The organism is Prosthecomicrobium sp. N25 (genome assembly GCF_037203705.1).
GTDB lineage: Bacteria > Pseudomonadota > Alphaproteobacteria > Rhizobiales > Ancalomicrobiaceae > Prosthecodimorpha.
Genome location: NZ_JBBCAT010000001.1, coordinates 798,751 through 822,038, shown reverse-complemented (window position 1 = coordinate 822,038; position 23,288 = coordinate 798,751). Strand labels below are relative to the sequence as shown.

23 protein-coding genes, 1 tRNA gene and 1 pseudogene are annotated in these 23,288 nt (G+C 64.4%); 16 read left to right on the top strand and 9 right to left on the bottom strand.

Translation table 11 applies throughout. From position 1 onward, the window contains the following. Position 1: 1 nt before the first annotated feature. On the bottom strand, positions 2 to 694 hold the full coding sequence (locus tag WBG79_RS03765) for a glutathione S-transferase family protein (RefSeq protein ID WP_337355770.1): 693 nt from the start codon (positions 692 to 694) through the stop codon (positions 2 to 4). 177 nt (positions 695 to 871) lie between these two features. On the opposite strand from WBG79_RS03765, the gene WBG79_RS03760 reads away from it, so the two are divergent. Then, positions 872 to 1,756 carry an undecaprenyl-diphosphate phosphatase gene (locus WBG79_RS03760; RefSeq protein WP_337355769.1) on the top strand — a complete coding sequence of 295 codons (885 nt, stop codon included), beginning with the start codon at positions 872 to 874 and terminating at the stop codon, positions 1,754 to 1,756. Here the strand turns inward: WBG79_RS03760 and WBG79_RS03755 are convergent. The 3 genes from WBG79_RS03755 to WBG79_RS03745 form a co-directional block, all read right to left on the bottom strand. Continuing rightward, positions 1,753 to 2,679: a caspase family protein gene (locus tag WBG79_RS03755; protein ID WP_337355768.1), complete on the bottom strand. Its 927-nt coding sequence runs from the start codon at positions 2,677 to 2,679 to the stop codon at positions 1,753 to 1,755. The two genes, WBG79_RS03760 and WBG79_RS03755, sit on opposite strands and share 4 nt — an antisense overlap. Before the next feature lie 66 nt (positions 2,680 to 2,745). After that, entirely contained in the window at positions 2,746 to 3,726 is a 981-nt protein-coding gene (locus tag WBG79_RS03750) for a complex I NDUFA9 subunit family protein (RefSeq protein ID WP_337355767.1), read from the bottom strand. Positions 3,727 to 3,890: 164 nt separating this feature from the next. Further along, a complete protein-coding gene (locus tag WBG79_RS03745; protein ID WP_337355766.1) occupies positions 3,891 to 5,114 on the bottom strand; it encodes a serine protease in 1,224 nt (407 codons plus the stop codon). 201 nt (positions 5,115 to 5,315) lie between these two features. On the opposite strand from WBG79_RS03745, the gene WBG79_RS03740 reads away from it, so the two are divergent. The 10 genes from WBG79_RS03740 (at position 5,316) to WBG79_RS03695 (ending at position 12,213) form a co-directional block, all read left to right on the top strand. Then, positions 5,316 to 5,400: transfer RNA gene (locus WBG79_RS03740), tRNA-Leu, on the top strand. 178 nt (positions 5,401 to 5,578) lie between these two features. Further along, complete coding sequence (locus WBG79_RS03735; protein ID WP_337355765.1) at positions 5,579 to 6,763, top strand: tyrosine-type recombinase/integrase; 1,185 nt, start codon at positions 5,579 to 5,581, stop codon at positions 6,761 to 6,763. 9 nt (positions 6,764 to 6,772) lie between these two features. Further along, positions 6,773 to 7,426, top strand: a complete 654-nt coding sequence (locus WBG79_RS03730) for a hypothetical protein (RefSeq protein ID WP_337355764.1) — start codon at positions 6,773 to 6,775, stop codon at positions 7,424 to 7,426. Between the two features lie 68 nt (positions 7,427 to 7,494). After that, positions 7,495 to 7,719: a helix-turn-helix domain-containing protein gene (locus WBG79_RS03725; RefSeq protein ID WP_337355763.1), complete on the top strand. Its 225-nt coding sequence runs from the start codon at positions 7,495 to 7,497 to the stop codon at positions 7,717 to 7,719. After that, complete coding sequence (locus WBG79_RS03720; RefSeq protein WP_337355762.1) at positions 7,709 to 8,599, top strand: DUF7146 domain-containing protein; 891 nt, start codon at positions 7,709 to 7,711, stop codon at positions 8,597 to 8,599. The genes WBG79_RS03725 and WBG79_RS03720 overlap by 11 nt, the downstream gene beginning before the upstream one ends. Then, positions 8,596 to 10,365 (top strand): hypothetical protein, encoded by a 1,770-nt coding sequence (locus tag WBG79_RS03715; protein WP_337355761.1) that lies wholly within the window; start codon positions 8,596 to 8,598, stop codon positions 10,363 to 10,365. Before WBG79_RS03720 ends, WBG79_RS03715 begins: the two co-directional genes overlap by 4 nt. Further along, positions 10,362 to 10,895 (top strand): hypothetical protein, encoded by a 534-nt coding sequence (locus WBG79_RS03710; protein WP_337355760.1) that lies wholly within the window; start codon positions 10,362 to 10,364, stop codon positions 10,893 to 10,895. Before WBG79_RS03715 ends, WBG79_RS03710 begins: the two co-directional genes overlap by 4 nt. A 99-nt stretch (positions 10,896 to 10,994) precedes the next feature. Continuing rightward, a complete protein-coding gene (locus WBG79_RS03705) occupies positions 10,995 to 11,570 on the top strand; it encodes a hypothetical protein (protein ID WP_337355759.1) in 576 nt (191 codons plus the stop codon). 200 nt (positions 11,571 to 11,770) lie between these two features. After that, complete coding sequence (locus WBG79_RS03700) at positions 11,771 to 12,016, top strand: hypothetical protein (RefSeq protein ID WP_337355758.1); 246 nt, start codon at positions 11,771 to 11,773, stop codon at positions 12,014 to 12,016. Positions 12,017 to 12,075: 59 nt separating this feature from the next. Beyond that, positions 12,076 to 12,213: a hypothetical protein gene (locus tag WBG79_RS03695; RefSeq protein ID WP_337355757.1), complete on the top strand. Its 138-nt coding sequence runs from the start codon at positions 12,076 to 12,078 to the stop codon at positions 12,211 to 12,213. A gap of 115 nt (positions 12,214 to 12,328) precedes the next feature. Here the strand turns inward: WBG79_RS03695 and WBG79_RS03690 are convergent, their stop codons facing one another. Then, on the bottom strand, positions 12,329 to 12,967 hold the full coding sequence (locus tag WBG79_RS03690) for a recombinase family protein (protein WP_337355756.1): 639 nt from the start codon (positions 12,965 to 12,967) through the stop codon (positions 12,329 to 12,331). Positions 12,968 to 13,316: 349 nt separating this feature from the next. Here WBG79_RS03690 and WBG79_RS03685 point away from each other — a divergent pair, with 349 nt between their 5' ends. The 3 genes and pseudogenes from WBG79_RS03685 (at position 13,317) to WBG79_RS03675 (ending at position 15,270) form a co-directional block, all read left to right on the top strand. Further along, a complete protein-coding gene (locus WBG79_RS03685) occupies positions 13,317 to 13,727 on the top strand; it encodes a hypothetical protein (protein ID WP_337355755.1) in 411 nt (136 codons plus the stop codon). Positions 13,728 to 14,618: 891 nt separating this feature from the next. Beyond that, a pseudogene (locus WBG79_RS27595) lies at positions 14,619 to 14,834 on the top strand (ParB N-terminal domain-containing protein); the annotation flags it as partial. A gap of 229 nt (positions 14,835 to 15,063) precedes the next feature. Beyond that, complete coding sequence (locus WBG79_RS03675) at positions 15,064 to 15,270, top strand: hypothetical protein (RefSeq protein ID WP_337355753.1); 207 nt, start codon at positions 15,064 to 15,066, stop codon at positions 15,268 to 15,270. 419 nt (positions 15,271 to 15,689) lie between these two features. Here WBG79_RS03675 and WBG79_RS03670 read toward each other — a convergent pair whose 3' ends face one another. Further along, complete coding sequence (locus WBG79_RS03670; protein WP_337355752.1) at positions 15,690 to 16,076, bottom strand: ATP-dependent DNA ligase; 387 nt, start codon at positions 16,074 to 16,076, stop codon at positions 15,690 to 15,692. Between the two features lie 39 nt (positions 16,077 to 16,115). Continuing rightward, positions 16,116 to 17,336, bottom strand: a complete 1,221-nt coding sequence (locus WBG79_RS03665) for a hypothetical protein (protein WP_337355751.1) — start codon at positions 17,334 to 17,336, stop codon at positions 16,116 to 16,118. 980 nt (positions 17,337 to 18,316) lie between these two features. Here WBG79_RS03665 and WBG79_RS27590 point away from each other — a divergent pair. Beyond that, positions 18,317 to 18,640, top strand: coding sequence for a transposase (locus tag WBG79_RS27590; RefSeq protein WP_443147401.1), 324 nt, complete (start codon positions 18,317 to 18,319; stop codon positions 18,638 to 18,640). Between the two features lie 76 nt (positions 18,641 to 18,716). Here WBG79_RS27590 and WBG79_RS03655 read toward each other — a convergent pair whose 3' ends face one another. Continuing rightward, positions 18,717 to 20,321, bottom strand: a complete 1,605-nt coding sequence (locus tag WBG79_RS03655) for a NucA/NucB deoxyribonuclease domain-containing protein (RefSeq protein ID WP_337355750.1) — start codon at positions 20,319 to 20,321, stop codon at positions 18,717 to 18,719. Between the two features lie 361 nt (positions 20,322 to 20,682). Here WBG79_RS03655 and WBG79_RS27585 point away from each other — a divergent pair, with 361 nt between their 5' ends. Beyond that, a complete protein-coding gene (locus WBG79_RS27585; RefSeq protein ID WP_443147400.1) occupies positions 20,683 to 20,943 on the top strand; it encodes an HNH endonuclease in 261 nt (86 codons plus the stop codon). A gap of 216 nt (positions 20,944 to 21,159) precedes the next feature. Here WBG79_RS27585 and WBG79_RS03650 read toward each other — a convergent pair whose 3' ends face one another. Beyond that, positions 21,160 to 21,768 (bottom strand): recombinase family protein, encoded by a 609-nt coding sequence (locus tag WBG79_RS03650; protein ID WP_337355749.1) that lies wholly within the window; start codon positions 21,766 to 21,768, stop codon positions 21,160 to 21,162. Between the last annotated feature and the right edge of the window lie 1,520 nt (positions 21,769 to 23,288).

Sequence of the window (23,288 nt, the reverse complement as noted above, 5' to 3'; positions counted from 1 at the left end):
CTCAGAAATCCAGGTCGGCGTAGTGGGAGGCCGGCGGCATGGCGAGGAGCCGGTCGGCGAGGATCGGCCGGAAGGACGGGCGCGACTTGACGCGGCTGTACCAGTGCTTGGCCTGCTCGTCGTCCTCCCAGGGGACCTCGCCCAGGTAGTCGGCGCAGGAGAGCGTCGCGGCGGCGGCGAGGTCGGCGAAGGAGAGCTTCGGGCCGGCGAGCCAGTCACGCGTGCCGGCGAGGTAGCCGACATATTTCAGATGATGCTTGATGTTGGCGCGGGCGGCCCGCAGCACGGCCGAATCCGGGGCGCCGCCGCCGGCGTCGCGCGGCATCTCGAGCTTGTAGATCTTCTCGTTGACCAGGTAGCCGGTCACCTCGCCCTCGAACTTGCCCAGGAACCATTCGACGAGCCGGCGCACCTCGGCGCGGATCTCGGCATGGTTGGGCATCAGCCGGCGCTCCGCCATGGCGTAGCCGCGAGTCTCGTCGATGTACTCCATGATCGGGCCGGGGCCGCAGATTGGCGGGCCGCCGTTCTCGCTGAGCACGGGCAGCGTGCCGGCCGGGTTCATGAGCAGGAACTCGCGGCGACGTTCCCAGGGGCGCTCGACCACGAACTCGGACTGGATCCCGTACTCGGCCGTGATCAGGCGGACGAAGCGCGAACTCGCCGAGAAGGGATGATGGAAGACTTTCAGCATGCGGACCGCCACGTTCGTACGGTTCGGCCGCCCCGGCGCCGGGCGGAGCCGCGCCCGCCGGCCGCGAGGGAACCGGCCGACTTGGCCATTCGGGCGGGGATCGGGTATAGAGCCCGCGCGGGCCGTGAACAACCCTGCTTCGCCGCCGGCTCCGCTTTTTCCGATGAGGTTTCCTGAATGAATATCGATCGCGTGGTCGAGGCGCTGGTGTTCGGCGCCGTGGAAGGTCTCACCGAGTTCCTGCCCGTCTCCTCGACCGGCCATCTCCTGCTGCTCGGCCATTTTCTCGGCGTGGACGGCGAGGGCGCGAGCTGGAAGACCTTCGTGGTCCTGATCCAGCTCGGCGCCATCCTGGCAATCCTGCTCGTCTACTTCCGCAAGCTCCTCGCCATCGCGCTGGCGCTGCCGAGCGACCCGGGGGCGCGACGCTTCGTCATCGGCATCCTGCTCGCCTTTCTGCCGGCGGCCGTGATCGGCGCGGGGCTGCACGGCTTCATCAAGACGATCCTGTTCGAATCACCCACGACGATCTGCATCGCGCTGATCGTCGGCGGCATCATCCTGCTCCTGATCGACCGGATGCACCTGAAGCCGCGCTATACCGACGTGATGAGCTACCCGCTCGGGCTGTCGTTCCGCATCGGGCTCTGCCAGTGCCTGGCACTCATCCCGGGCGTGTCGCGCTCCGGCTCGACCATCGCGGGTGCGCTCCTGATGGGCACCGACAAGCGCTCGGCGGCGGAGTTCTCCTTCTTCCTCGCCATGCCGACGATGGTCGGCGCCTTCACGTACGACCTCTACAAGAACCGCGCGACGCTCGACCTCGGCGAGGTGCAGTTCATCGCGCTCGGCTTCGCGGCGGCCTTCGTGGCCGGGCTGATCGTCGTCAAGCTGTTCCTCGACATCGTGTCGCGCCACGGCTTCGCGCCCTTCGCATGGTGGCGCATCGTGGTCGGCGCGCTCGGCCTCGTGATGATCGCCTTCGTGCCGCCCGGCCACCTGACGACCAAGCAGGCCGGCCTCGCGGCGCCGGTGGCGGCGGAGCGGAGCGCCCTCCCCTAGTTTCCGGCCGACAGGTCCGCGAGGCGGCGCCGCGCCGCGTCCACGAAGGGCGAGGCGGGGTGGAGGGCCAGGAAGGCCCGGAGATCGGCGGCCCGGCCCGAGGCGCCGACGCGTGCCCAGCCGGCCGCGTCGGACCCCGACGGATTGAGCCTGACCGCATCCCCGACCGTGAAGGCGAGCTCGGGCACCTGGCGGCCGCCCGTCCGGTCCGTGACGTCCCGGCCGACCGCCCGGAAGAAGGGCAGGATCTCCAGGTCGGGCTCGGGCAGGCGCGCCAGGAAGGCGGCCGTGAAGGGGCTGTTGCGGGCGTCTCCGTCCTCCGCCACGTCGAGGCCCGCCGTCGCGTAGAGGGTGACGGTGCCGCGCGGCGCGTCCGGGCCCGATGCCGGCCGGGGGGCCGCCCGCCCGCCCCCGGGATCGTCGCGCAGGCGCAGCGGCTCGTTCCGGCAGGCGTCGAGCACCAGGATGCGGACGCCGCGGACGGCGGCCATCAGGTCGCGCACCGCGTCGGTCTCGACGAAGTCCCGCCGGGACGCCGCATCGTCCTCGTAGGCCGCGTCGACCGGCACCAAGTATTGCCGGCCGCGGTCGACGATCGCATGGCCGGCGAAGAAGAAGAGGGCGACGTCGGCCCCGGCGAGGGTCGACGCGAAGGCGCCGAGCGCCGCCGCGAAGCCGTCCCGGTCGAGATCGGTCAGCGCGGCGGTTTCGAACCCGAGCGCCCGCAGGGCCGCGGCCACGTCCTCGGCGTCGGCACGCGGGTTCTTCAGGGCGGGGAAGCGGGCATAGGCGGCATTGCCGACCACCAGGGCGACGCGCCGGCCGACCGGGTCGGCGCCGGCCGGGACACCCGCGCCCGGGCCGCCGGCGAGGCCGAGGGCGGCGCCGGCCAGCAGGGCCCGTCGGGTCAGGGCTGTGCGCAAGGGCTCCTCCGCCGCGCTCGTCGCCGGCAGGCTAGCGCGGATCGGGGCGGCGCGGAACCGGCGGCGTCAGGCGGTCCGGCGGGTATCGAACTGGCCGGACTGGCGGAAGCGCCAGAGGTAGCTCGGCAGGATAGAGGCGAGCGTGCGGGCCTCGATGCCGAGGCCGCTCAGGGTCCGACCGTCCCGGATCGCCGCCTCGGAGACGACGTTGTCGACCTTGAGGACCTCGACCTGGTCCTCGGTGAGGAGCGGGCTGGGGAGGAGCTGCAGGACCTTCGCCTGGAGGCGCGCGAGGCCGAAGGGAATCGGCAGGAGGATGCGCCGGCGCCCGACGACCTCCAGCATCTCCTCCATGAGCGCGCGGAAGGTCTTCACCTCCGGGCCGCCGAGCTCGTAGACGGTGCCCGGCTTCGCTCCGCCGGTGGCCGCCGTGAAGGCCGCGGCGGCGACGTCACCCACATAGACGGGCTGGAACCGGGTCTCGCCACCGCCGATCAGCGGCAGCACGGGCGACAGGCGCGCCATGCCGGCGAAGCGGTTGAAGAAGTCGTCCTCGGGGCCGAAGACGATCGAGGGGCGCAGGATTACCGCGCCGGGGACGGCCGCGAGCACGGCGGCTTCGCCGGCAGCCTTGCTGCGGGCGTAGACGGAGGACGACTCGGCGTCTGCCCCGATGGCGGAGACCTGGACGACCGCGCCGATGCCGGCGGCCCGGGCGGCCTCGGCGACGATGCCCGGGCCTTCCGCCTGCACGGCCTCGAAGGTCTGGTGGCCGGAGGCGTGCAGGATGCCGACCAGGTTGACGACCGCGTCGGCGCCGTGGACGGCCCGGTCCACCGACCAGCGGTGCTCGGGGCGCAGGTTCGCCTGCACGGCCTGGATCTGGCCGACCGCGCCGTAGGGCTGCAGGTGGCCCGCCAGGTCCGGGCGGCGGCAGGCGGCGCGCACGCGCCAGCCGGCCTGCGCGAAGGCGCGCACCACGTAGCGGCCGACGAAGCCGGAGCCGCCGAAGACGGTGACGAGTTTTCCGTTGAGCGGTGCGGTCATGACGGGTCCTACCCTCGGTTTCGCGGGGCGCGGCCGGTCGCGGCGGCGCGCCGTCGGGCGCGTTCATACCGGGTCGGGCCGACCCTGTGAAGGCACCGGGGGGTACCGATACGCAATCGGCCGGAGGCGCGCGAGGCCGCCGATGGTCGAAGGGGTCGCGGGCGTCAGTCCTCCGTCTCGACCGGCAGGGCGGCGAGGTCGGCGATGCGGCGGTCGAGCGCCTTGGCGATGCAGGCCCGGCCGGCCGACGTCCCCTCGATCGTCTCGGCGGCGCGGCACAGGCCGGTCAGGGCGGAGCGCCAGGCGGCCTGGCCGGAGCGCAGCGCCGCCAGCCGGTCGGGACCGAGGCTCGCGCCGACCTCGGCGACCATGCGATCGAGCCGGCGTTCCGCCGCGGCGATCACCGCGTTCCAGCAGGCCTGCGCGTCGGCGCCGTCGAGCTTGCGGCAGCGGCGGGGATCCGGGGCGGGCGACGGCGAGACCGTCGCCATGGTGGTGCGCACCCAGGGGGAGACCGCGGCGACGCGGGTATAGACGCCGGGGAAGCGCTTGAGTGCGCAAGCCTTGCCCCAGCTGACCAGGCCCGCGATCGTCCACTGGCCGCCGTTGTCGCGATCGCGGACAAGGAGCGGGCCGCCGGAATCGCCGTTGCAGCTGTCGCGGGCGCCGGCCTTCGGGCTCGCGGCGCACAGCATCGTGCGGGCGACCTCGCCGTCGTAGGACTTCTTCTCATTGCACTCGGCGCGTCGGACCACCTCGAGCGAGACCTGCCGGAGCTCGGTCGGGTAGACGGTGCCCGCCTTGTCGGTCGCACCCCAGCCGATCGCCGTGACCCCGGTGCCGGCGCGGGCGAGACGGGCCGGACGTCCGCCGCCGAGCATCGGCAGCGTGGGGGCGCCCGCGATGTCGGCGGCCAGTTCGACGAGCGCGACGTCGTTCTCGAAGCTCGTGCTGTCCCAGTCGGGATGGACGTGGATGGCCGCGACCGCGTGGCGGGTGCCGAGGGAGCCGGTGGTCGAGAGGATCTGGGTGCCCTGCAGGATCTCCAGCTGGGATTCGGTGATGTCGAAGACGCAATGGGCGGCCGTGAGCACCCAACGCGGGCCGACCAGCGTGCCGCCGCAGAACTGGGCGTCGTAGTCGGCGGGGACGCCGGCCCGGACAAGCGCCACGACCGCGGGCCAGGAGGCGGGTGGCGCCTTGGTGCCGCCGATGATCCGGGGCTGGCCGTCGATGCCGTCGGCGGCCGGGCCGATGGCGCTGCGGACCCGGGCCGCGACCCGGTCGTCGACGTCCTGCCGGCGACCGTTCTGGCCGGCGGCGGCCGACGTCACGGCCAGGATGAGGGAGAAGGCGGCTCCAATGGCCGTCCGCGCCGTCCGTCCCATGCGGAAAGTCCCCAAGCGACGCGCCGTCCGGGCGGCCCGCCCAACCCCACCAGCTAGCCGATTCGCGGTGACCAACCGGTTAAGACGCCGCTCGCGCCCGAGGCTCCGCGGCGCCCTCCCCGACCGAACCGCGGCTCAGCGCGCCACCCCGGCGACGGTCGTTGACAAGCCCCGCGAGACCCCCTAAACGTCCCCGCCGTTGCCCAGGTGGCGGAATTGGTAGACGCGCTGGTTTCAGGTACCAGTGGTGAAAGCCGTGGAGGTTCGAGTCCTCTCCTGGGCACCATAAGCTTGTCCGTATTTGTCCGGAGTTGTCCAGAAATCCCAGAGCGGGCAGGAGCTTAGCCTTCCTAGGTGTCCAGACCCGTCTGTGCAAGTTTGCCTGCAGCCAGCCGTTTTGTTGGTAGATCTGTTGGTCTCCCCTACATTGGCGCTTGTACCTGGTCTCCCCCAGGAGAGCGCCGATGCCCCTCACCGACACCGCGATTCGAAACCTGAAGCCCGAGGGCAAGCTGAAGAAGCTGTCCGACGGCGGCGGCCTCCAGCTGTGGCTCATGCCGACCGGATCGAAGCTCTGGCGGCTCGCCTATCGCCTGCACGGCAGGCAGAAGCTTCTGGCCTTGGGCTCGTACCCCCTGGTCTCGTTAGCCGCTGCCCGACAGGCCCGCGACAATGTGCGGCGGCAGCTGATCGCGGGAGCCGATCCCTCCTTCGAGAAGATGGCCGCCAAGGCGGCGGCCTCGGTCGACAACTCCTTCGAGGCAATCGCCGGGGAGCTGTTCGAGAAGCTGAAGCGGGAGGGCCGGGCCGAGGCGACGCTCTCGAAGCGCGAGTGGCTGATGCGGCTCGTTCGACCGCGCCTCGGCTCCCGGCCGATCCACGAGATCTCGGCTCGTGAGGTCCTGGAGGTTCTGCGCGAGGTCGAGGGCAAGGGCTTTCACGAGACCGCAATCCGGCTTCGATCGGCTATCGGTTCGGTCTTCCGGTATGCGATCGCGATCGGGCGCGCCGAGAACGACCCGACTGGCGCACTGCGAGGAGCTCTGACTACGCCTCGGGTGAAGCACCGGGCCGCGGTTACGGACCCGAAGGGGCTGGGGCCGCTCCTGCAAGCCATCGACGGGTACCAGGGCCAGCCGGCGACCAAGGTGGCCCTGCAGCTTCTGGCGTTGCTCGTGCCCCGCCCCGGCGAACTCAGGCTGGCGAAGTGGGAGGAGTTCGACCTGGAAGCCAAGGTCTGGAGCATTCCGGCCGCGCGCACCAAGATGCGGCGGCCGCACAAGATCCCCCTACCCAGGCAGGCCATCGAGATCCTGGAAGAGTACCGCGAGGTCGCCCGTCGCTCGGATCTGGTCTTTGCCGGGACCACCAGCGCGCAGAAGCCGATCAGCGAGAACACTCTGAACCAGGCGCTGCGCCGGATCGGCTTCGGCCCCGACCAGATGACGAGCCACGGCTTCCGGGCGACCTTCGCGACCATTGCCAACGAGTCCGGCCTCTGGCACGCGGATGCGATCGAGCGTCAGCTGGCGCATGTCGAGCAGAACGCCATCCGCCGCGCCTACGCGAGGGGTGAATTCTGGGATGAGCGGGTCCGAATGATGCAGTGGTGGGCGGACTTGTTGGACCAACTTCGAATCGAGCGGTAGGAACAGCTCATGTCGAAAGATGTCATCCAAACAACGTCAAGGCTGCAGGAATTCTTGAGGCAGATCGAGGCGGCTTATACGGACCCTGCTCGCAACTATTCTAACAGGTTCAAGCTTGATCGGCATCGCCACATCAATGCTCTCGAGCTGATCGTAGATTTCCTGGAGCAAGAGTTTGAGAGTTCGACAGCGCCGAAGAGAATTCTGGATTTGACTATCGCATTGCGAGATCTCGACAACGGGAGGACCGCTCCGTTCTTAGCAGCTGAGAACCCGGGAAATCGCCCTATCGATCCTGGTCAGATTTGGATGGCGAGGGCCTGCACCGCGTTGGCAATCCAGTGGTGGATCGAGGGTGGGATGTCGAAGCGCGCGGCCTGCGACCAGGTGCAGAAGCTGGTCCCGGAGCTCTCTGATTTTGCCTTGCGCCCCTCGCGTCGGAGTAGGGACCTCCGTGCGAGTTCGGCGGATTGGCACAAACAGTTCGAGGCGGGCGACGTCAAGCATGAGCTGGCTCTTGGTACCTACCGTAAGATGCGGGAGATGATGATGGCAAAGCTCGCCGGGCTGCCTGAGGATCAGCGCGTTGCAGTAGCCGACGAGCATGGGAGGGGGCAGCTTCTCAAGGCCCTCGAAGTAGCGGGATTATCCCCCCACACTTAATCCCGCAAAACGGAAGCTACCTCGGTACGCATGGGTGCACCCGAACGTGCACGAACGCGAGGTAGATGATGTCCTCCGCTCCCGAACGGCTTGCGTATACGGTCGCTGACGCCTGCAAGGTGCTCGGCATCGGACGGACGACCCTCTACAAGCTCGCGTCCGAAGGCGTCTTGAAGCTGGTGCGGATCGGCGGTCGAACCCTGGTTCCGCGCCGCGAACTGGACTCCCTCATCGAGCGCGCCTCTGCGGAGGCCTCCAGCCCTGTAGCGGGAGGCGCGCGTCGTGCGCGCTGAACAGCTCGCCAAAATGCTGACTGGCCACCGGGTTGGCTCCGGCTTCCTGGCCCGCTGCCCTGCTCACGATGACCGAGACCCTAGCCTCTCGATCCGAGAAGGAAGGGGCGGCAAGGTCCTGGTCCACTGCCATGCTGGCTGCACTCAGGCGGACGTCGTCGCGGCTCTGGAGGCGCGCGGTTTGTGGACGGGATCTTCGGGTTCGGGCCGCCGGGCCGACGCGGCCCCGGCGAGCCACTTCGACGACCTGCAGGACGGCGCGAAGCGAACCGAGGCGGCACTGGCCATCTGGCATCATGCGCAGCCGGCAGAGAGATCGCCGGTCGAGCAGTACCTGAAGAACCGCTCCATCACTCTGCCAGCCCCCGCTGCGCTGCGCTTCCATCCGGGTTTGAAGCACCCGAAAGGGGGCGTCTGGCCCGCGATGGTCGCCCTCGTCACCCGAGGGGGAGATGGCGACCCGGTCGCGATCCATCGGACGTTCCTCGCAGCCTGCGGGCTGGGCAAGGCGCCGACCACACCCTCGAAGATGATGCTCGGCCCCGTTCGCGGTGGCGCCGTCCGGCTCGCCCCGTCGGCAGAGCGTCTGATGGTTGGGGAGGGCATCGAGACCGTCTTGTCCGCAATGCAGGCCACAGGGATGCCCGGCTGGGCCGCGCTCTCGGCCTCGGGGCTGAAGACGCTGATCCTGCCCCCGTCGGTTCGCGAGGTCATCGTCCTCGCTGACGGCGACGAAGTCGGATACTCGGCCGCCGAGGCCGCGGGGCGGGGCTGGACCCGCGAAGGCCGCCGCGTCCGCATCGCGCGTCCGCCGGCCGGCACTGACTTCAACGACGTCCTTCTCGGGATCCCCGGCTCTATGAGAGGAGCGGCGGCATGAGCACCGACCAGGAAAAGCTCGTCGCCCAGCTTGTGGACGCCGCCTCCGAAGTGGCGGATGTCACGCCATCGGCGACGGACCAGGGCACTGCGAAATCGGCTCAGCGGAAGCAAGTAGACGTCCTGGTCGACCTGGCAGCAGGCGCCGATCTGTTTCATGACCCCAACAACTCCGCTTATGCGGATGTTGTGGTCGCAGGTCGGCGTAAGACCCTGAGGGTGGCCGGGCGTGACTTCCAGGACTGGTTGTGTCGCGGCTACTATGAAAGGACCAGGAGCGCACCGGGATCGGAAGCGCTGAAGTCCGCCTTGGGGGTCATCGAGGCGAAGGCGCGATACGACGGACCCGAGCGCCGCGTCTTCGTGCGTGTCGGCGAGCTCGAAGGCCGCATCTACCTCGACCTCGGGGACGACACCTGGCGAGCCGTTGAAGTCGACGCGGCTGGCTGGCGTATGGTCGATGCCCCTCCTGTGCGGTTTCGCCGAGCTTCCGGCATGAAGGCGCTGCCTGTTCCTGTCCAGGGCGGCTCGATCGAGAGCCTCCGGCAGTACCTGAACGTGCGCTCGGATGCCGACTTCGTCCTGGTCGTCTCGTGGACCCTGGCGGCCCTGCGTGGTCGAGGGCCATACCCGCTCCTCGTCGTGTCGGGCGAGCAGGGCTCGGCGAAGTCCACCTTCTCCGACCTCGTGCGAGCCCTGGTCGATCCCAATGTTGCGCCCCTGCGCGCGCTCCCGCGTGAAGAGCGTGACCTTTTCGTCGCGGCGAACAACAGTCATGTGCTCGCCTTCGACAACGTGTCGGTTCTGGCGCCCTGGATGTCTGACACCCTGTGCCGGCTCTCGACCGGGGGAGCCTTCGCGACCCGGCAGCTCTACTCGGATCAGGACGAAATTTTGTTCGAGGCCGCCCGGCCGGTCATCCTCAACGGCATCGAGGACGTCGTCGGCCGGCCAGATCTCGCGGACCGGGCCTTGTTTCTCCATCTCGACCCCATCGAGGAGGGAAAACGGCGCTTGGAAGCCGAACTCCGGAAGGAGTTCGAAGTAGAGCGGCCCGTCATTCTGGGCGCACTGCTGGACGCGGTCGCCGTCGGCCTCCGGAGGCTTCCCCATACCAGGCTCTCGAAGCTGCCCCGGATGGCAGACTTCGCGATCTGGGGGGCGGCCTGCGAGACGGCCTTCTGGCCGGAGGGCACTTTCGAGGCAGCGTATCGCGGCAACCGCGATGAGGCGGTCGAGAACGTCCTGGACGCCGACCCGATCGCGATCGCTCTCCGGGAATTTTTCAATCTCAATCCGACTTGGGAGGGCACCGCGGCGACCCTTCTCGCCCGCCTGGGCGGGATCACCGACCAGCGGATCGTGGGTTCGCGAGAGTGGCCGAAAATGCCGAATGCCCTATCTGGGCGACTTCGCCGCGCGGCACCCTATCTGCGGAAGCTCGGGATCGAGGTCGAGTTCGAACGGGACAGTGGCCGGGCGCGCACGCGGACCATCCGCATCCGGCCGGCTGGGCTGTCCTCGTCGGAGACCTCAGGGATGGGACCGTCCGGCCCGTCCGTGCCGTCCGCGCACCACTCCACCAACGACCTGGACGGGGGGCCGGACCGGACGGTTGCGAAAACGTCGGACGGTCGCGAAATGCGAGCCGGGCAGACCGTCCGATATGAGCCGCTGAAAAGAGCCATTTCGGACGGTGCGGACGGTACGGACGATCCGTTCGGAGACCGCCCGGAGACCTCTCCAAAGTGGAGAACCAGGATATGAGCGCGTTGCGTGCACTGCGCCTCGCGCGCGAGGTCGGCGTGGCAGTTCAGGCAGATGGGGACGAACTGGTGGTCGAGGCGGACTTCCCGCCCCCGCCTCCCGTCGTCGAAGACCTGACCGAACACAAGTGGGCGATCCTGTCGCTGCTCCGGGGGCGGGATGAATGGGACGCCGAAGACTGGGTGGCGTACTTCCAAGAGCGGGCCCGGGTCGCGCGGTTCGAGGGAGACCTCGACCCGCATGCTGCCGAGGGCCAGGCCTTCGAGTGCTGCGTCCGCAGGTGGCTCTGGCGCTACCCCGCGGTCGAGGCCGGCGGGACGGCCTGTGCAGGGTGCGGAAAGCGGGCCGGCGAGGTGATGCTGCCCGTCCTCGACGGGAGCGGCGAACACGTTCTGGTGCACCCGGAGTGCCACGCAACGTGGTCGCGAGGACGCCACCAAGAAGCGGTTCGGGAAGTGCGAGACCTCCTCGAAGAGGGCGGCCTCGATCCTCAGGTTCTCCGGCGCTTGCGGGTCGGCGGTGTACCGTGATCGGCGACACAACCCAAGATATGTTAGATCCAATTTCGGTTGTAATACAACCAGATCGGAAGAAGATTGGCGGTTCTCAGAGTCGTTGTGGAGGGTGAGGTGGCCAAGATCGTCTTGGAAGACTGCCACGAGATCCGGGTCCAGGGGCTGGTCACCGCAGCGGGCGGGCAGCTCCCGATCTATTACCTCGGGCGCATCATCACCTCGGCGAGGGAGCGCAAGGGCAAGCGGGTCAAGTGGATGACCCGGGTCCAGGTCTCGATGGAGGCCGACCTGAAGGGCACCCTGAAGATCCTGCCGCAGCCCGGAGCCGACTGGCAGGAGATCGAGCTGCAGGCCATCCCGGCGCCGCTCGGCGGCTTCAGGGCCTTCGCGATCTGCCCGGCGACCGGGAAGCGGGTGACGGCCCTCTACATGCCGGTCGATGGGAAGAAGTTCCTGTCGCGCCACGCCCACGACCTTGCCTACGCCTCCCACAACATCCCGACCGAGAGGCGGCTCGAATGGCGGCGGGGGCAGCTGCTGAGCCTCATGGACCTGGTCTCCGGGATGGAGATCCGCAAGCCCAAGGGCATGCACTGGTCGACCTTCGACCGCCTCCTGGCCGCCTACGACGAGGTGGACGAGGAGATCCTCCGCCGCGACTGCGAGAAGATCGGGATCACCTGGCCATGAACCGGCTCGTCCTACCCGACCGAAGCCCGTCCGAAGTCGTCGTTGAGGCGAAGCTCCTGGCGTCGCCATGGGCCCCCAGGTTTGTCCTCAGCGGGCTATGGGGCCGGAAGAACTTACTCTTCCACGGGACCCGCTACGCGGACCAGATCATGAGGCAGAACAAGCTCAGGTTAGCTCCGTCCGGCATTCGGAAGGTGTGCTTGACCAGGTCGCTCGCGTTCGCCTGCCGCTGGGCTAGGCTGGATCGAAGGGATCCCCAGCAAGAAGGACCGTCGGTCCTGGTCTTCGATCGCGACGCCCTGACCACCCGCTATCGGATCGAATGCGCCCATGACCCGATCTGGTCACCCGACGCGGTCGGCAAGTTCGACGAAATGGAGGAGAGGGTCTGGCCCCACCTCGTCGACGTGCAACGCTACGTGCTCCGCACGATCCGGATCGTATAGCCAGCCGCAGATCCGGTGGACAACAGTCGCGGGCCACCAAACACTTGTGAGGTCGCGCCATGACGGTGATCTTTCGACCTGAAGAAGCCACGTCCCAAGTCCACGCACCGTTAGACCAAATCGTCGAAGACGCGAACTGGGTCGAGAGCGAGGCGACCATCACCAACTTGTCCGAGAACATGGCCGCATCGGCCTGATCTCGCCGGTCGTCCTGACTTCAAGATCACCGCCGGGCGGGATCGCGTAGCCTCATCTCGGTGTCTCTACTGGAAGGACATTCAGGCGAGGCTGGTCCCGCCGGAAAGAGGAGCTTCAAAGGCCCCATGTTGCCAAAGTCGCCTCGGCCCCTGCTGGGTCACCCTTGATGCGGTAGACGGTCTGGCGGGTCAGCCCGGTGGTCTCGGAGATCAGCGAGACACCATCCCCCCTAGCCAGCATGTTCCGAACGATCCCGACCTGGTCCCTGGTAAAGGATGGCTTCCGCCCCTTGTAGCTGTTGGGATCAGTCTCCCTGGCATGGGCGATGCCGGCCTTCTGGGCCGCCTTGGTAGCCTCCGCCTGGGCCTCGCCCATCGCCGCCATGAAGCCCAGGAGGGCATTGGTTACGGCCTTCTGCATCGGGTCGGTGGTGGCTCCGTCGAATGTCATTCCGTTGATGACCGTCCGCACGATCACCCCCCGCCGCATCAGGTCCTCGACGGTCCCCTTTACGTCCTCGTAGTTCCGGCCCAGGCGATCGAGCCAGCGGACCACGAGCACGTCCCCGCGCCTCAGGATGTCGAACAGCCGCCGACCCTGCTCCCGCTCCTTGAGCCTCGTGGAGAGCCCCGAGACGCCATGGTCGGCCACGACCTCGTCCACCTTGAACCCCGCAGCCTCGGCCTGGGCCTTCTGGTGGTCGAGCGTCTGATCGGCGGTGGAGACGCGGGCGTAGAGAACGGTCTTGGTCATCGGACCATCCCTGTACGAATGGGTCTCGTTCGTTGAATAGACTGTCCGTAGGCCGAAGTCAACCCATACGGACACCCTTTCCGGGCACGTCCGAAACGTTCGTTGGGGTATACCCTAGCGGACGTCGCTCGGGACACCCGGTCCGTGTTGGAGTAGAATGAGGACGCTTCGAATTTCTGTGCAGGACAGACCGGCATGGCCCGCCCCACCAAGTTCGTGCCCGAGCTCGCCGAGGAGATCGCACATCTGGACTAAGGCGAATCAGGCCGCCTTCGCGAGCTCGGGCAAGCAAGGTCTGGAGCGGGGCCCCGACGGGTCGGTCGCCAGCCCGTCGCCGGTCACCGCGGCAATGGAGGCCGCCGCCGCGCCGCCGCCCTCGCCGGACGCCTACACGTTCCCGCACGAACCGTCGGTCGCGCCCATCTCCGACGACGCTCGCGGCGAGCTCGGCCGTCTGGCCCACCAGCTTGGCTTCAACCATTCCGACTTGGATTATGTCTTGATAGCCGACCGCATCGCCGACCGGGACCTGGCGGCCGGGAAGCCGGGCCGCGATCCCGAGGCCGCGTGGCAGCAGTTAAGCGCCCAGCACGGCGACAAGGCCGACGCCATGGTGCGGGACGCGAAGTCGGTGATCGAGCGCTTTCCCAAGGCCGAGCGCGAGCGCGTCGTCGAGCTGTTGGCCGTCACCGACCTGGCCAATGATCCGGGCTTCGTGGCGCGGCTGGCGGGCATCGCGCGGCGCCGCGTGAACGGCTAAGCTGCACACGCCACGGTCTCGGAGAATTCGTACTGATGGACATAACGGTTGGAGGGCTGGGGGTTCTAGTAGCTGCCGTCGGGGTCACCATTGCGTGGCTACAGTGGCACACAGCACATCAGAAGGTGAAGGTTGACCTTCTGAGCCGGCGGATGGACTTCTACGCGAAACTAGTCCTTGTGCTCGCGAGCGCATGTCGCAACGATCAGCTGAGCCCGGAAGAAACCGCTATGTTCAGGGATCTTTGGCGCGAAACCAGATTTCTATTCCCTGCTCGGATTTCCGAGAAGTTCTCCGACGTCGACAGACGTCTTGCGGACTTGCAGCTTGCACGATATCGCGCCGAGGCTCCCGGGCACTCCGGCTATCCCGAAAGGCTGCAAGAGTTCCGCCAGTGTTGTGACCATCTCCTCGACCTCATAGCTGATGAGGCGCGGCCCAAGCTGTGGACATTATCGGACTCCTGGTTAGCTCGCATGCTTACCGGTATTTGGAGCCGGAAAGACACTGTGATTCAGCGCTATCGGCGGATGATCGAGAACTTTCGCCGGTAGGCGACCAACGTGGACATGTTCTGGACATAGGGCACGTAGTCGGGCAGTTAGCCGCGTTAACAAACGATTAGTGCGAGTACTTGGCAACTCGGGAATCATGTGTGTATGTTCGGGAGCATTCCCAAAAAAGGGGGTGCAAATTGCAGCAAGTACGACCTGAACAACGGCTCGTCGACGGCCGCTATATCGAGATCACCTTCGGCATCACGAAGGTCACCCGCCGCAGGTGGAGGCCGCCGGCATCTTGCCGCCTCGAGTGCCTGGACTTGGCGGCCGCAGTCGATGGCGCAAGGACGAGATCGACAGGTTGCTCGATCGCAAGGCGGAGGGCTGAACCATGGCCACCCAGCCTCGCAACCCGGCGATGATCGTTATCCCGGAAGACCGTCCGCCCGTTCGAGAGGAACTCATCCCTCAGCTCATGGAGAGCATCAGGGTCAACGGCCTGATCAAACCGATCACGGTCCTCCGGCAGGGCAGCCAATGTCGCCTGGTAGCCGGACGGCATCGATTGGAGGCCGTGCGCCGGCTCGGATGGACAGAGATCGACTGCGTCGTCCTCGAGGACCAGGACACCTGTAATCCTCGCCTGGTCGAGATCGCCGAGAACGTGCACCGCCGCGAGTTGGACAAGGCGGTGCGGGACCGTCTGATCCGTGACTACGCCGAGATCCTGAAAGCGCAGCGCGCTTCGTCCACCGAGAAACTGGTGCAGCCTTGCACCAGTTTCCAACAGAGGCGGGCGGGGCAAGATCGGGGCGCCCTTAGAGATCGCGAAAGCTATGGGCCTCAACAAGAGCACGGTGACCCGCGCGCTGGCCGCGGACAAGCCGAAGGCCGACAAGCCGAAGCCCGAACCGAAGACCCCCAAGTCCACCCTCGCGGACAACATCGAAGGTCTGCAGGCGATGCCGCCCGATGACCAGGACGACATCATCCGCGAGAAGCTCGACACCCTGGACGATTTGATCAAGCGCCGGAAGCGATGAAAAGGGGTGGACAGCGTCCGGGCACGGAAGGAGTTGAGGGTTCTGGCAGTTCTGGTGGCCATCCACTCCGACTACCGGGATCTACTCAAGCACCTGCGGGACGAGCGTCGCCGGCGCCCGCTCGACAGCCCTACCGATGCCGCTCCCCTCGACGCCGCCGCAGCGGACGTGCATGTGGTGCCGGAGGCTTCCGAGCAGGTCACGCCCATAGAACCGCCTGCGGCGCCCCAGGACGGCCACGGCGAGGGCGCCTTGGGGTTGATACCCCGCTGCCGCCCTTGCCGCCAGCGGACTCCCCGGCGGCCGCGACGGGCGGGCTGTCGGCGGCGCACCGGAAGATGGTCGACGACATGCCCGAGATACCGGCACACCTGCGCCGGTCCACAGGGGGCTGGCCCTGCCGGCGTACCGGCGAGCACCTAGCTCCTGACGAATGCCCGATGCTTCGTCTTCATCCAGGTCCTCACCGACCCCGACCGGTACACCGACCCGCGCTTCTTCGACACGATGCCCTCCAGCCCAAGCCGGCAGGCGTGCTCGAACACCTCGGGTCCCTCCGCGTCGAGGCTCTCGCTGAACAGAAGGCCGGGCGCGGCGCCCCCGACAATGTCGCGAAGGCACTCCCGCCGGTGCTCGAGGGGCATTCGCCGGAAGTCGATCCCGTCGAGCTCCAGCAGATCCCAGGTGACCATCACGGCCCGGCGGCCGCCATCCTTGCTGCGGAGCGCATCGAAGTCGCTGTACCCGCCTGGCCGCAGCACAACGCCCTCGCCGTCCAGCACCGCGGAGCCGACCGGCAAGGCCATCACGGACCGAACGACCTTTGGGAAGAACTGCCGTGCCGATCACGCTCCGTAAGGATTTGCCTCGAGCGAATAGTCGGGGCCATACTCATCAAGAAGTTCGTCGATCCTGGGCATGTTGATAGAATTACCGTATGCACGAACCTGGTTCCGTTCCCTCCAGCGCGTCGACGGGATTAGGCTGAAAGGCTTGCTTTCGAGCCATTTCAGCAAGAATTTCCGTTGCATCTCTGCCTGCCAAGCGGCCTGTTGAGATGCATCAGGTATTTTGATATCCCGGATACGCGTGAGAGGAGGAATATCATAATATAATAGCTGTTCGACAGCCTCCTCCGGGCTGAACAATTCCGGAAAATTCTTATAAAACTGCTCTTCGGATACTTTGTCTGGATCAGATTTATCTGCCGCCCGATTTAATTCACTTTTGAACTTTTCCATCTCGAAACGAATACGCGCATCTAGATCGATATAAAATGAAAATGGGTCAATATCGACCTTCGGCCCGCTTGCGGAAAATGCGGCCGCAGTCGCTCCTTCCCTGATCACGAATTTAATGAAGTCCTTTGCTGCATCTCCGGCGCCTTTGGCGTTCAGATCGAAGATGTTTTTTACAGGCGAGACCAGAGTGTTGGCTGCCACTGCTTTCTCCGCCATCTGCCCAATGAGCGAGCCCGCGTAACCTGCGACAGCAACTACGAATATGCTGAATAGAACCTTGTCGCCCAGCGAGTCCTTTTCGATATCGTTGACAAATTTCGTATGCGCTTTGTAGGCGTCGTTATACGGCTTCGCGCAGTTTGCAACATAGGCGGCAAGCGTGTTGGTGGCTGAATCAACATTCCGAATCGCTTCTTTCACCCCACGATGGAATGTCCGCTGCGACATGATGACGATGGGCTTGTCAATCACAATCACAGGATTGATCCAGTCCGCAGTGAAGTCCGAGCTTCCGCCGGCCGTCTTTCCGAGAAAGCTAGCCGTTCCCGAATTGCCCTCCCATTTCAGCGGCGAATTGAACTGCAGCGTCAATTGATCAGGTCCAGACATGAGTGACACGACAAGCGTGCTCCTGACGAACGACCATAGTCCCTTGAGCTTCTCCACGGGAATTTTCTGTGTGACGCGATCTCTCCCTGGTTTGGTCTTGCGGATGGAAGCTGTTCCGGCGAAAGCTGAGATAAGTTGCAGCTTAACCCGAAATACAGTGCCATCAGATAGAGTAACTCGCCATATCATACCATCGAGCATCTGAGTGACGAGCATACCAGCCTCCAAAACCCGTTCACAAGCCTATCGATGAAAGCTCCTCGGTTTGTCCTCACTACTGGTCATGAACATACAGCAACAGACATACCATCCTCCAGCATTCAGCGAGGAATGTAAGTTATAGTGCGCTTATTCTTTATTGCTACAACTCAATTTGGTGTGTTCGTGCATTGAACTGACGTTAGAAGCAGCACTTTCCCATAGGCGCGAGCCGTCGAGGGGCATCCGTGTGGTGCATCCGGGCATATAGCAGGATGGCAGGCGCAAGCCGCCCCAGGTGATCCAGCTCGCACGCTCGGGACTTTGCGCCAAGGCGCTCGACCTAGACCTGATGCCCGACTGGACCGAGTACCAGGCGGTGGGGCGGATATAGCCCGTCACGGAACGATCGTCACCTGCATGCATTGCTCGGTCCGCAACGACATGAGGGACCGAGCGATGCATTCCTTCCTTGTTTCCGAGCTGGCCAGCCTGCCCGCCTTGGCCGTGGCCGGCGCGCTGATCGCGTACGGCCTGTCCCGGCGGTCCTGAACATCTGGGACAATGTCGAGGATGTCGGAGACAAGCGGGTCCGACCATGGGACTGGTTCGTTGCTAGCGGTTTCGGGCGCCGTACGTTGCTCAGCGACAGGGGGCTTTCCCGGGGCGAGATCGCGTACGTTGGACCGCGGCCGTTCACATGATGCGGTACGGCGGACGTCGCATTGTAGATAGCGTTCGTTGCTGCAGGCCTCTCCCTGGACGGCCATAAACACGCCGATTCGCGGCCACCCCTACGGCCTCAGCCTGATCTCTGGCCACATGCTAGTGGCCCTGCTCCGGCAACTACACGCCTAATTGCTGTCCGAAGACAGGCCAGGTACAAGCCTATCGTCCTTCGGGACGTAGCTCCACCAGGGCCCCTCTGAAGTGCTCGCCGTTTCGACCGGACACCGGCTTCAGCCGGAGGACCTAGGCGCAGTCCTAGGCATACGCCTATGTCCGAGACCTTCTCGAGGGTGGAAGTGATTACCGGAGTTGCCAGTCGTCGGCGGTTCACGACCGAGCAGAAGCTCGCCATCGTGTCCGAGACGATGCAGCCCGGCATGTCGATCAGCTATGTTGCCCGTCGTCACGGGCTGTCGCCCCTGAACGCCTTCAGGGTATCTTGCTTTGCATCTTCAAGTGCCCTCTGCTTGGCGCACTCCATACCCGGGAGCTATCTGCCATGCAAGCGAAGGTGCCGCCAGCAGAGCTCCAGTTGCCTTACGACGCCGGACAGCGATGGCCCTGAACACTCAAACACACTTGCTGGCCGGTGACAGTTTCTGACCTTGCGCAATATATCGCCACTTCTTGATTTGATAATGTCGATTAAACTTATTACCAAACACGGCATTACATTTTACGGGCAAATAGCGGTGAGTATTTGTTTGAATCTCCATTCATCTCTGTCTTACTAGTCCAGCCCACTCTGGTGAAATTCTCGACAGTCGCCTCTTCTCCCGCTTCCAGTTTGACCCAGGTAACACGTAATGTGATATCGTCTTTCACGAATTTATAGGTTCCTCTACTGCCCGTGCCCTCCGGAGGAACCCACGTCTTTTGCGGGGCCTTCTTTATATAACACGTTCTCCAATTGTCGTAAAAATAATAGTAGTAGTATTGCCCATCGTATACGGTCCACCAACCCACTAACCATTCTGGACCCTTGGACGTTTCCGTTTTTCCCTCGGCTTCACTCGCAGGGGCACCAAAAAACGCATCAATCTCTTTTCGTTGGTCTTCCGGAAGATTGGCGTATTCTTTGCAGGATTGTTTGTAGTAGCCGTGAGCGTTTACAACATTACCCGCGAGGCGAACGGCCCAAAAGGCGGCGCGAATTCGCTCGATATGGACGCCGTAGTTTCCTTCCAGTACCTTATTTTCGAGTAGTCGCATCCATTTGGTCTCTTTGTCTAACTTGGCGAGCAACCTCAGCATGTCGGCCATCCACATGCCGTTGAGAATTTGAAAAACAATCGTTATCTCCAAGGAGTTCTTCTCAAGATTGGAAACTATCATGTCATAGCGCTTGATCCACTCAGGGCTATTTTGCGGCGCTGGTGGCTGCACCGGCTTGGGAGTATTGACGACTGCATCACGAGCAGGCAGCACAATCTGAAACGAGAACGGGGCATCGCGTTTACCCATGGGAGATAAGCCAGGAACATTGTACCCGCTGGACATCGATTGATAAGCCATTCCGTCGTAGATGTAATCGTCTGGCATGTTTTCGGTCAATCCTGGCCTATACCTAAAAAAGAACCGAACTACGATTGGGTACATCGGCAATTGGGATTGGACTCGGCTTATCTCGCCCTCTCGATTTGTGTACTCTTCCCATGCAGCCGCCGCGGCGTTGTGCATTCTCAATTGGGTCACAATCCTGTTGAACTCGGAGATCGCACCGGCAATTGAGGCACCAACAAATTGGTGCGTAGCGGAGTCCCATTTCTTGGTGTTTGCCGCGAAGCCGCGAGGAGCACCCTTGCCACCTAGATCAACGAAACCTCCGCTATTCGCGCGGCGTTGGGCACGGCGTAAGGCTACACTCGCTCCCAAGTTGTTCTGCTTAATTGTTTTCACGTCGCCGTCAGGGTGATTAATGACGCGCACCTCAAATTGCTTGCCCTGTGTGATCTCGTGCTTCACGAGGAACGCCGCAATGATTCCACCCTGCGAGGAATTCTGTCGGCCAGGGATGTGCCCCACAAAAGATGCTCCACCTCCTTCTTGGGTACAAGCAAATGGATATTCGTCTCTGCTCAGTATATGTGGTATTTCGCCTACATAAGGGCCGTCGTTGAAGTGCATCGCGTCGTTTCGTGTTTGCCGCCTCACCGTGAGATCGGGCCCCGCATAAGTTAAGACCGAAGGATGGTCCGCCATTTGGGCGTTCCATATATTATCCGCTAGATCTGGATGAGTGTTATAGTTTATCTCAAGGACTGGAATAGCCATTTTCCCCTCCTGATTACATTTCAAAAAGTGGATTATACGCCGTATTGCTGTATTCTCAACTCATCAGCGGCTGTAAATTTGAAGTTCTGCGAAGACCGGCATCTCCATACCCCGGCCGGAGCCGAAGTTTCAGGGAAGAGCTTCAGTAGGTCGGCTGCACCCAGGTTCGGCATAGTCGGGTTTGTTATCGGGCGAGAGACAACCCCATTTTTTGGCAGATCTTACCATGCCTGCTGGAATGCCCTCGCTCAGAAGCTAGGATCCGTCGACGAGTGACCTGCTCCCCTTCCTTGGACCGCCCGGCTGAGCCATTTCCAGGGGGTTTGAGCTGCTCCCCTTCCTTGGATCGCCCGGCTGGGCCATGTCCAAGGGGTCTCGGTCAGGGCGGGCCTTATGCGGAGGCTGCCCATATCCGCCTGTAGGCCGTCCTCATGATGGGCCGGTTGAGCTCGGCAATCTCCTCTGCCTCTGCCTGAACCACCACGTCCTGTTCGACCACGGCGGGATTGCGATCGGAAACGCTTCTTCCATTTTCGGAGGGTCGTGGCACCTTATTCGGGACTGGCGTCATCCGATCAGCCGAGATCGCCTCGCCTACCATCGACCGATCTGGCGATGGTGACCCTGGTGGTGTTCCCACGTGGCGTGCTTGAGGATTGTTGGCCCGCTAACGTCCGTACCGTCCGAAGGGCGTGTAGCTTCGGAAAAACCTATGAACCATCAGGTACTTCGCTTCCGGACGGTGGGCGGACGGTACGGACGTTTACCTCTGCGCGACCCCCGGGCAGATTGAAGGACCACAGTTCGCCCCCGTGACATTGCCTCGGTTAGAGTCTGATCATACCCGTTTTGCAAGCCTCGCCAGCGTCGACCTTGAGCACCCAGTCGCCTTCACGATCGAGTTCCACGACTGCCCGGACTTCAACATGCCGATAATGGCGGCGTTGCGCTCCACGTCCTCTTGCCGGCCCCTCATCCGGCCCTCGGCCTGGGCTCTCCGGATGCCTTGGAGCTGCCGCCGGCGGCGATCCTCATAGTCCTTACGAGCGACCGCGGCGAGCACGTCCAGCATCATTGCGTTGAGCGCCTCGAACATGCGGCCGGTGAAGTCGTCCGCCCTCGCCGTCATCATCAGCCACGACGTCGGCAGGTCCAGCGCGACGACACGTACGCCCCGCTCCGACAAGCTGGCCTTCAGCGCCGACCAGTCCTCGGCGGTCAGGCGGGTGAGGCGATCGACCTGTTCGATCAACAAGACGTCGCCCTTCTGGCAGTCCGCCAGGAGCCGGCGGAGCTCAGGTCGCTTCAGCGACGTGCCGCTCTCGGTCTCGATGTACCAGGCCGCCACCTTCAAGCCGCGCTCCTGGGCGAAGCGCTCGAGGTCGCCGCGGGCACGCTCGGCATCCTGCTGGCTGGTTGAGGCACGCAGGTAGGTGCGGACGAACATGGGAGCCACTCCGGTTCGTTTAGAGTGGTTCGCACCATATAAGTTCTACATAGGTCGTCAAGCGCCATTATCGAACCAGCATACAGGCAGTTCGCATGGGGTATACTCAAATCGAACTGCAGAATGGAATGCCACATCCCTCGTGCTGCGACCCAGGATAACGATAATGATCCACGATGTGGCATCTAGCCCCGAGCCGTTGGCCCTGCCTCGTTTAGCTTCTCCTCGGCATTGTCGGCGCGGTCCACCAACCCGAGCTCACGGCCCTCAATCACGCCCCGCCGTCTCGCCCGAAGGCCTGGGAGTGACCTTCCGCCGCTCGAAAGGCCGATAAGGCAGGGGATCGGCGTTGACCGGACCGGCCGCGATATCTGCCCGGCCGCCGCCCTGGAGCATGGTTGGCACGGGCCGGGATCAAGCACGACCGAGTGTTTCGCTCGGTCGATCGCACACGCCGGCTCGGAGACGGACTAAAGATCTCAGCTTCTCCGGCGAGACACCATCCGTACAGTCCGAACCGTCCGAAGGTGGTCCTGATCTTCGAAGGATCAACGGTTTGCGCCTGGGCTCCGATTGGACGGTCGGTCGAGAATCGGACGGTAGCGGGTCGAAGGAGAATGCGACCGTCCGAGACAAGCCCTTGAATTTGGCCCCGTCGGACGGTTCGGACGGTAGGGACGGTCGATACGTCGATGTGCACCCGGCGGGACCGGACGGTGCAGATCCCAGTGGAGGACGCCGCCATCATGGCCGCAATCGAGCGCGCGCTTCGGCGTGCAACGCAAGAGGAGGCCGAACGCGCCTAAGGCCGCCCCGCTGAGACGGAAGCCGTGAGCTGAGTTCTCCTAACCCGCATCCTTGGCGCTCTTCCGGTGATCGTCTACAGCTTCAGGGCCATCGGCGAGTTCCGCACCCGGAGCGAGTTTCGTGGGCGGGCAATGAAAGTTGTGTACTCCAACGCCCGATCGCTCCCCAAACCCGAACCGGCTTGGACGGCGCAATAACCGGTGTCTCGCATTATCGATCTCTTCCCGCTGGCGGAATGCGCAAACTAGCTCAGAGCCGGACAGCCAGTACGGGACCAGTGATGCAGTGGCGGATGACGCGGGTAAGACCATGGTGATACCGCGCTTCCGACCGTCCGAACCGTCCGAAAGCCGTGCGGACACTGCAAATGTCGCCTATCATGTAGAGACTTAGCTTCGGACGGTAGCCGGACGGTACGGACGGTCATTCCTGTCCGACCGGCGATCTCTGGCCTAAGACCGATCTTCTAGTCTGGCCGACTGGCCTCGCTAGTACTGGGCCGGCCTAGGCTGAGTGCTCGAAGCGGGTGTCCACACGTCCCTTGTCAATGCCACATCAAAAGACCCTCATACGCGATCCTTAGGCGGAGTAGCCGCCGGGACCATGCGCGGCATCGGGAAGCTTCCGGGATCGAGTTGCCAGAACGCAGTGCTCTTCTGCTCATATCGACAAATCGTTTGTGAAAAGCCCTTGACCGCCTTGCGCCATTGCGA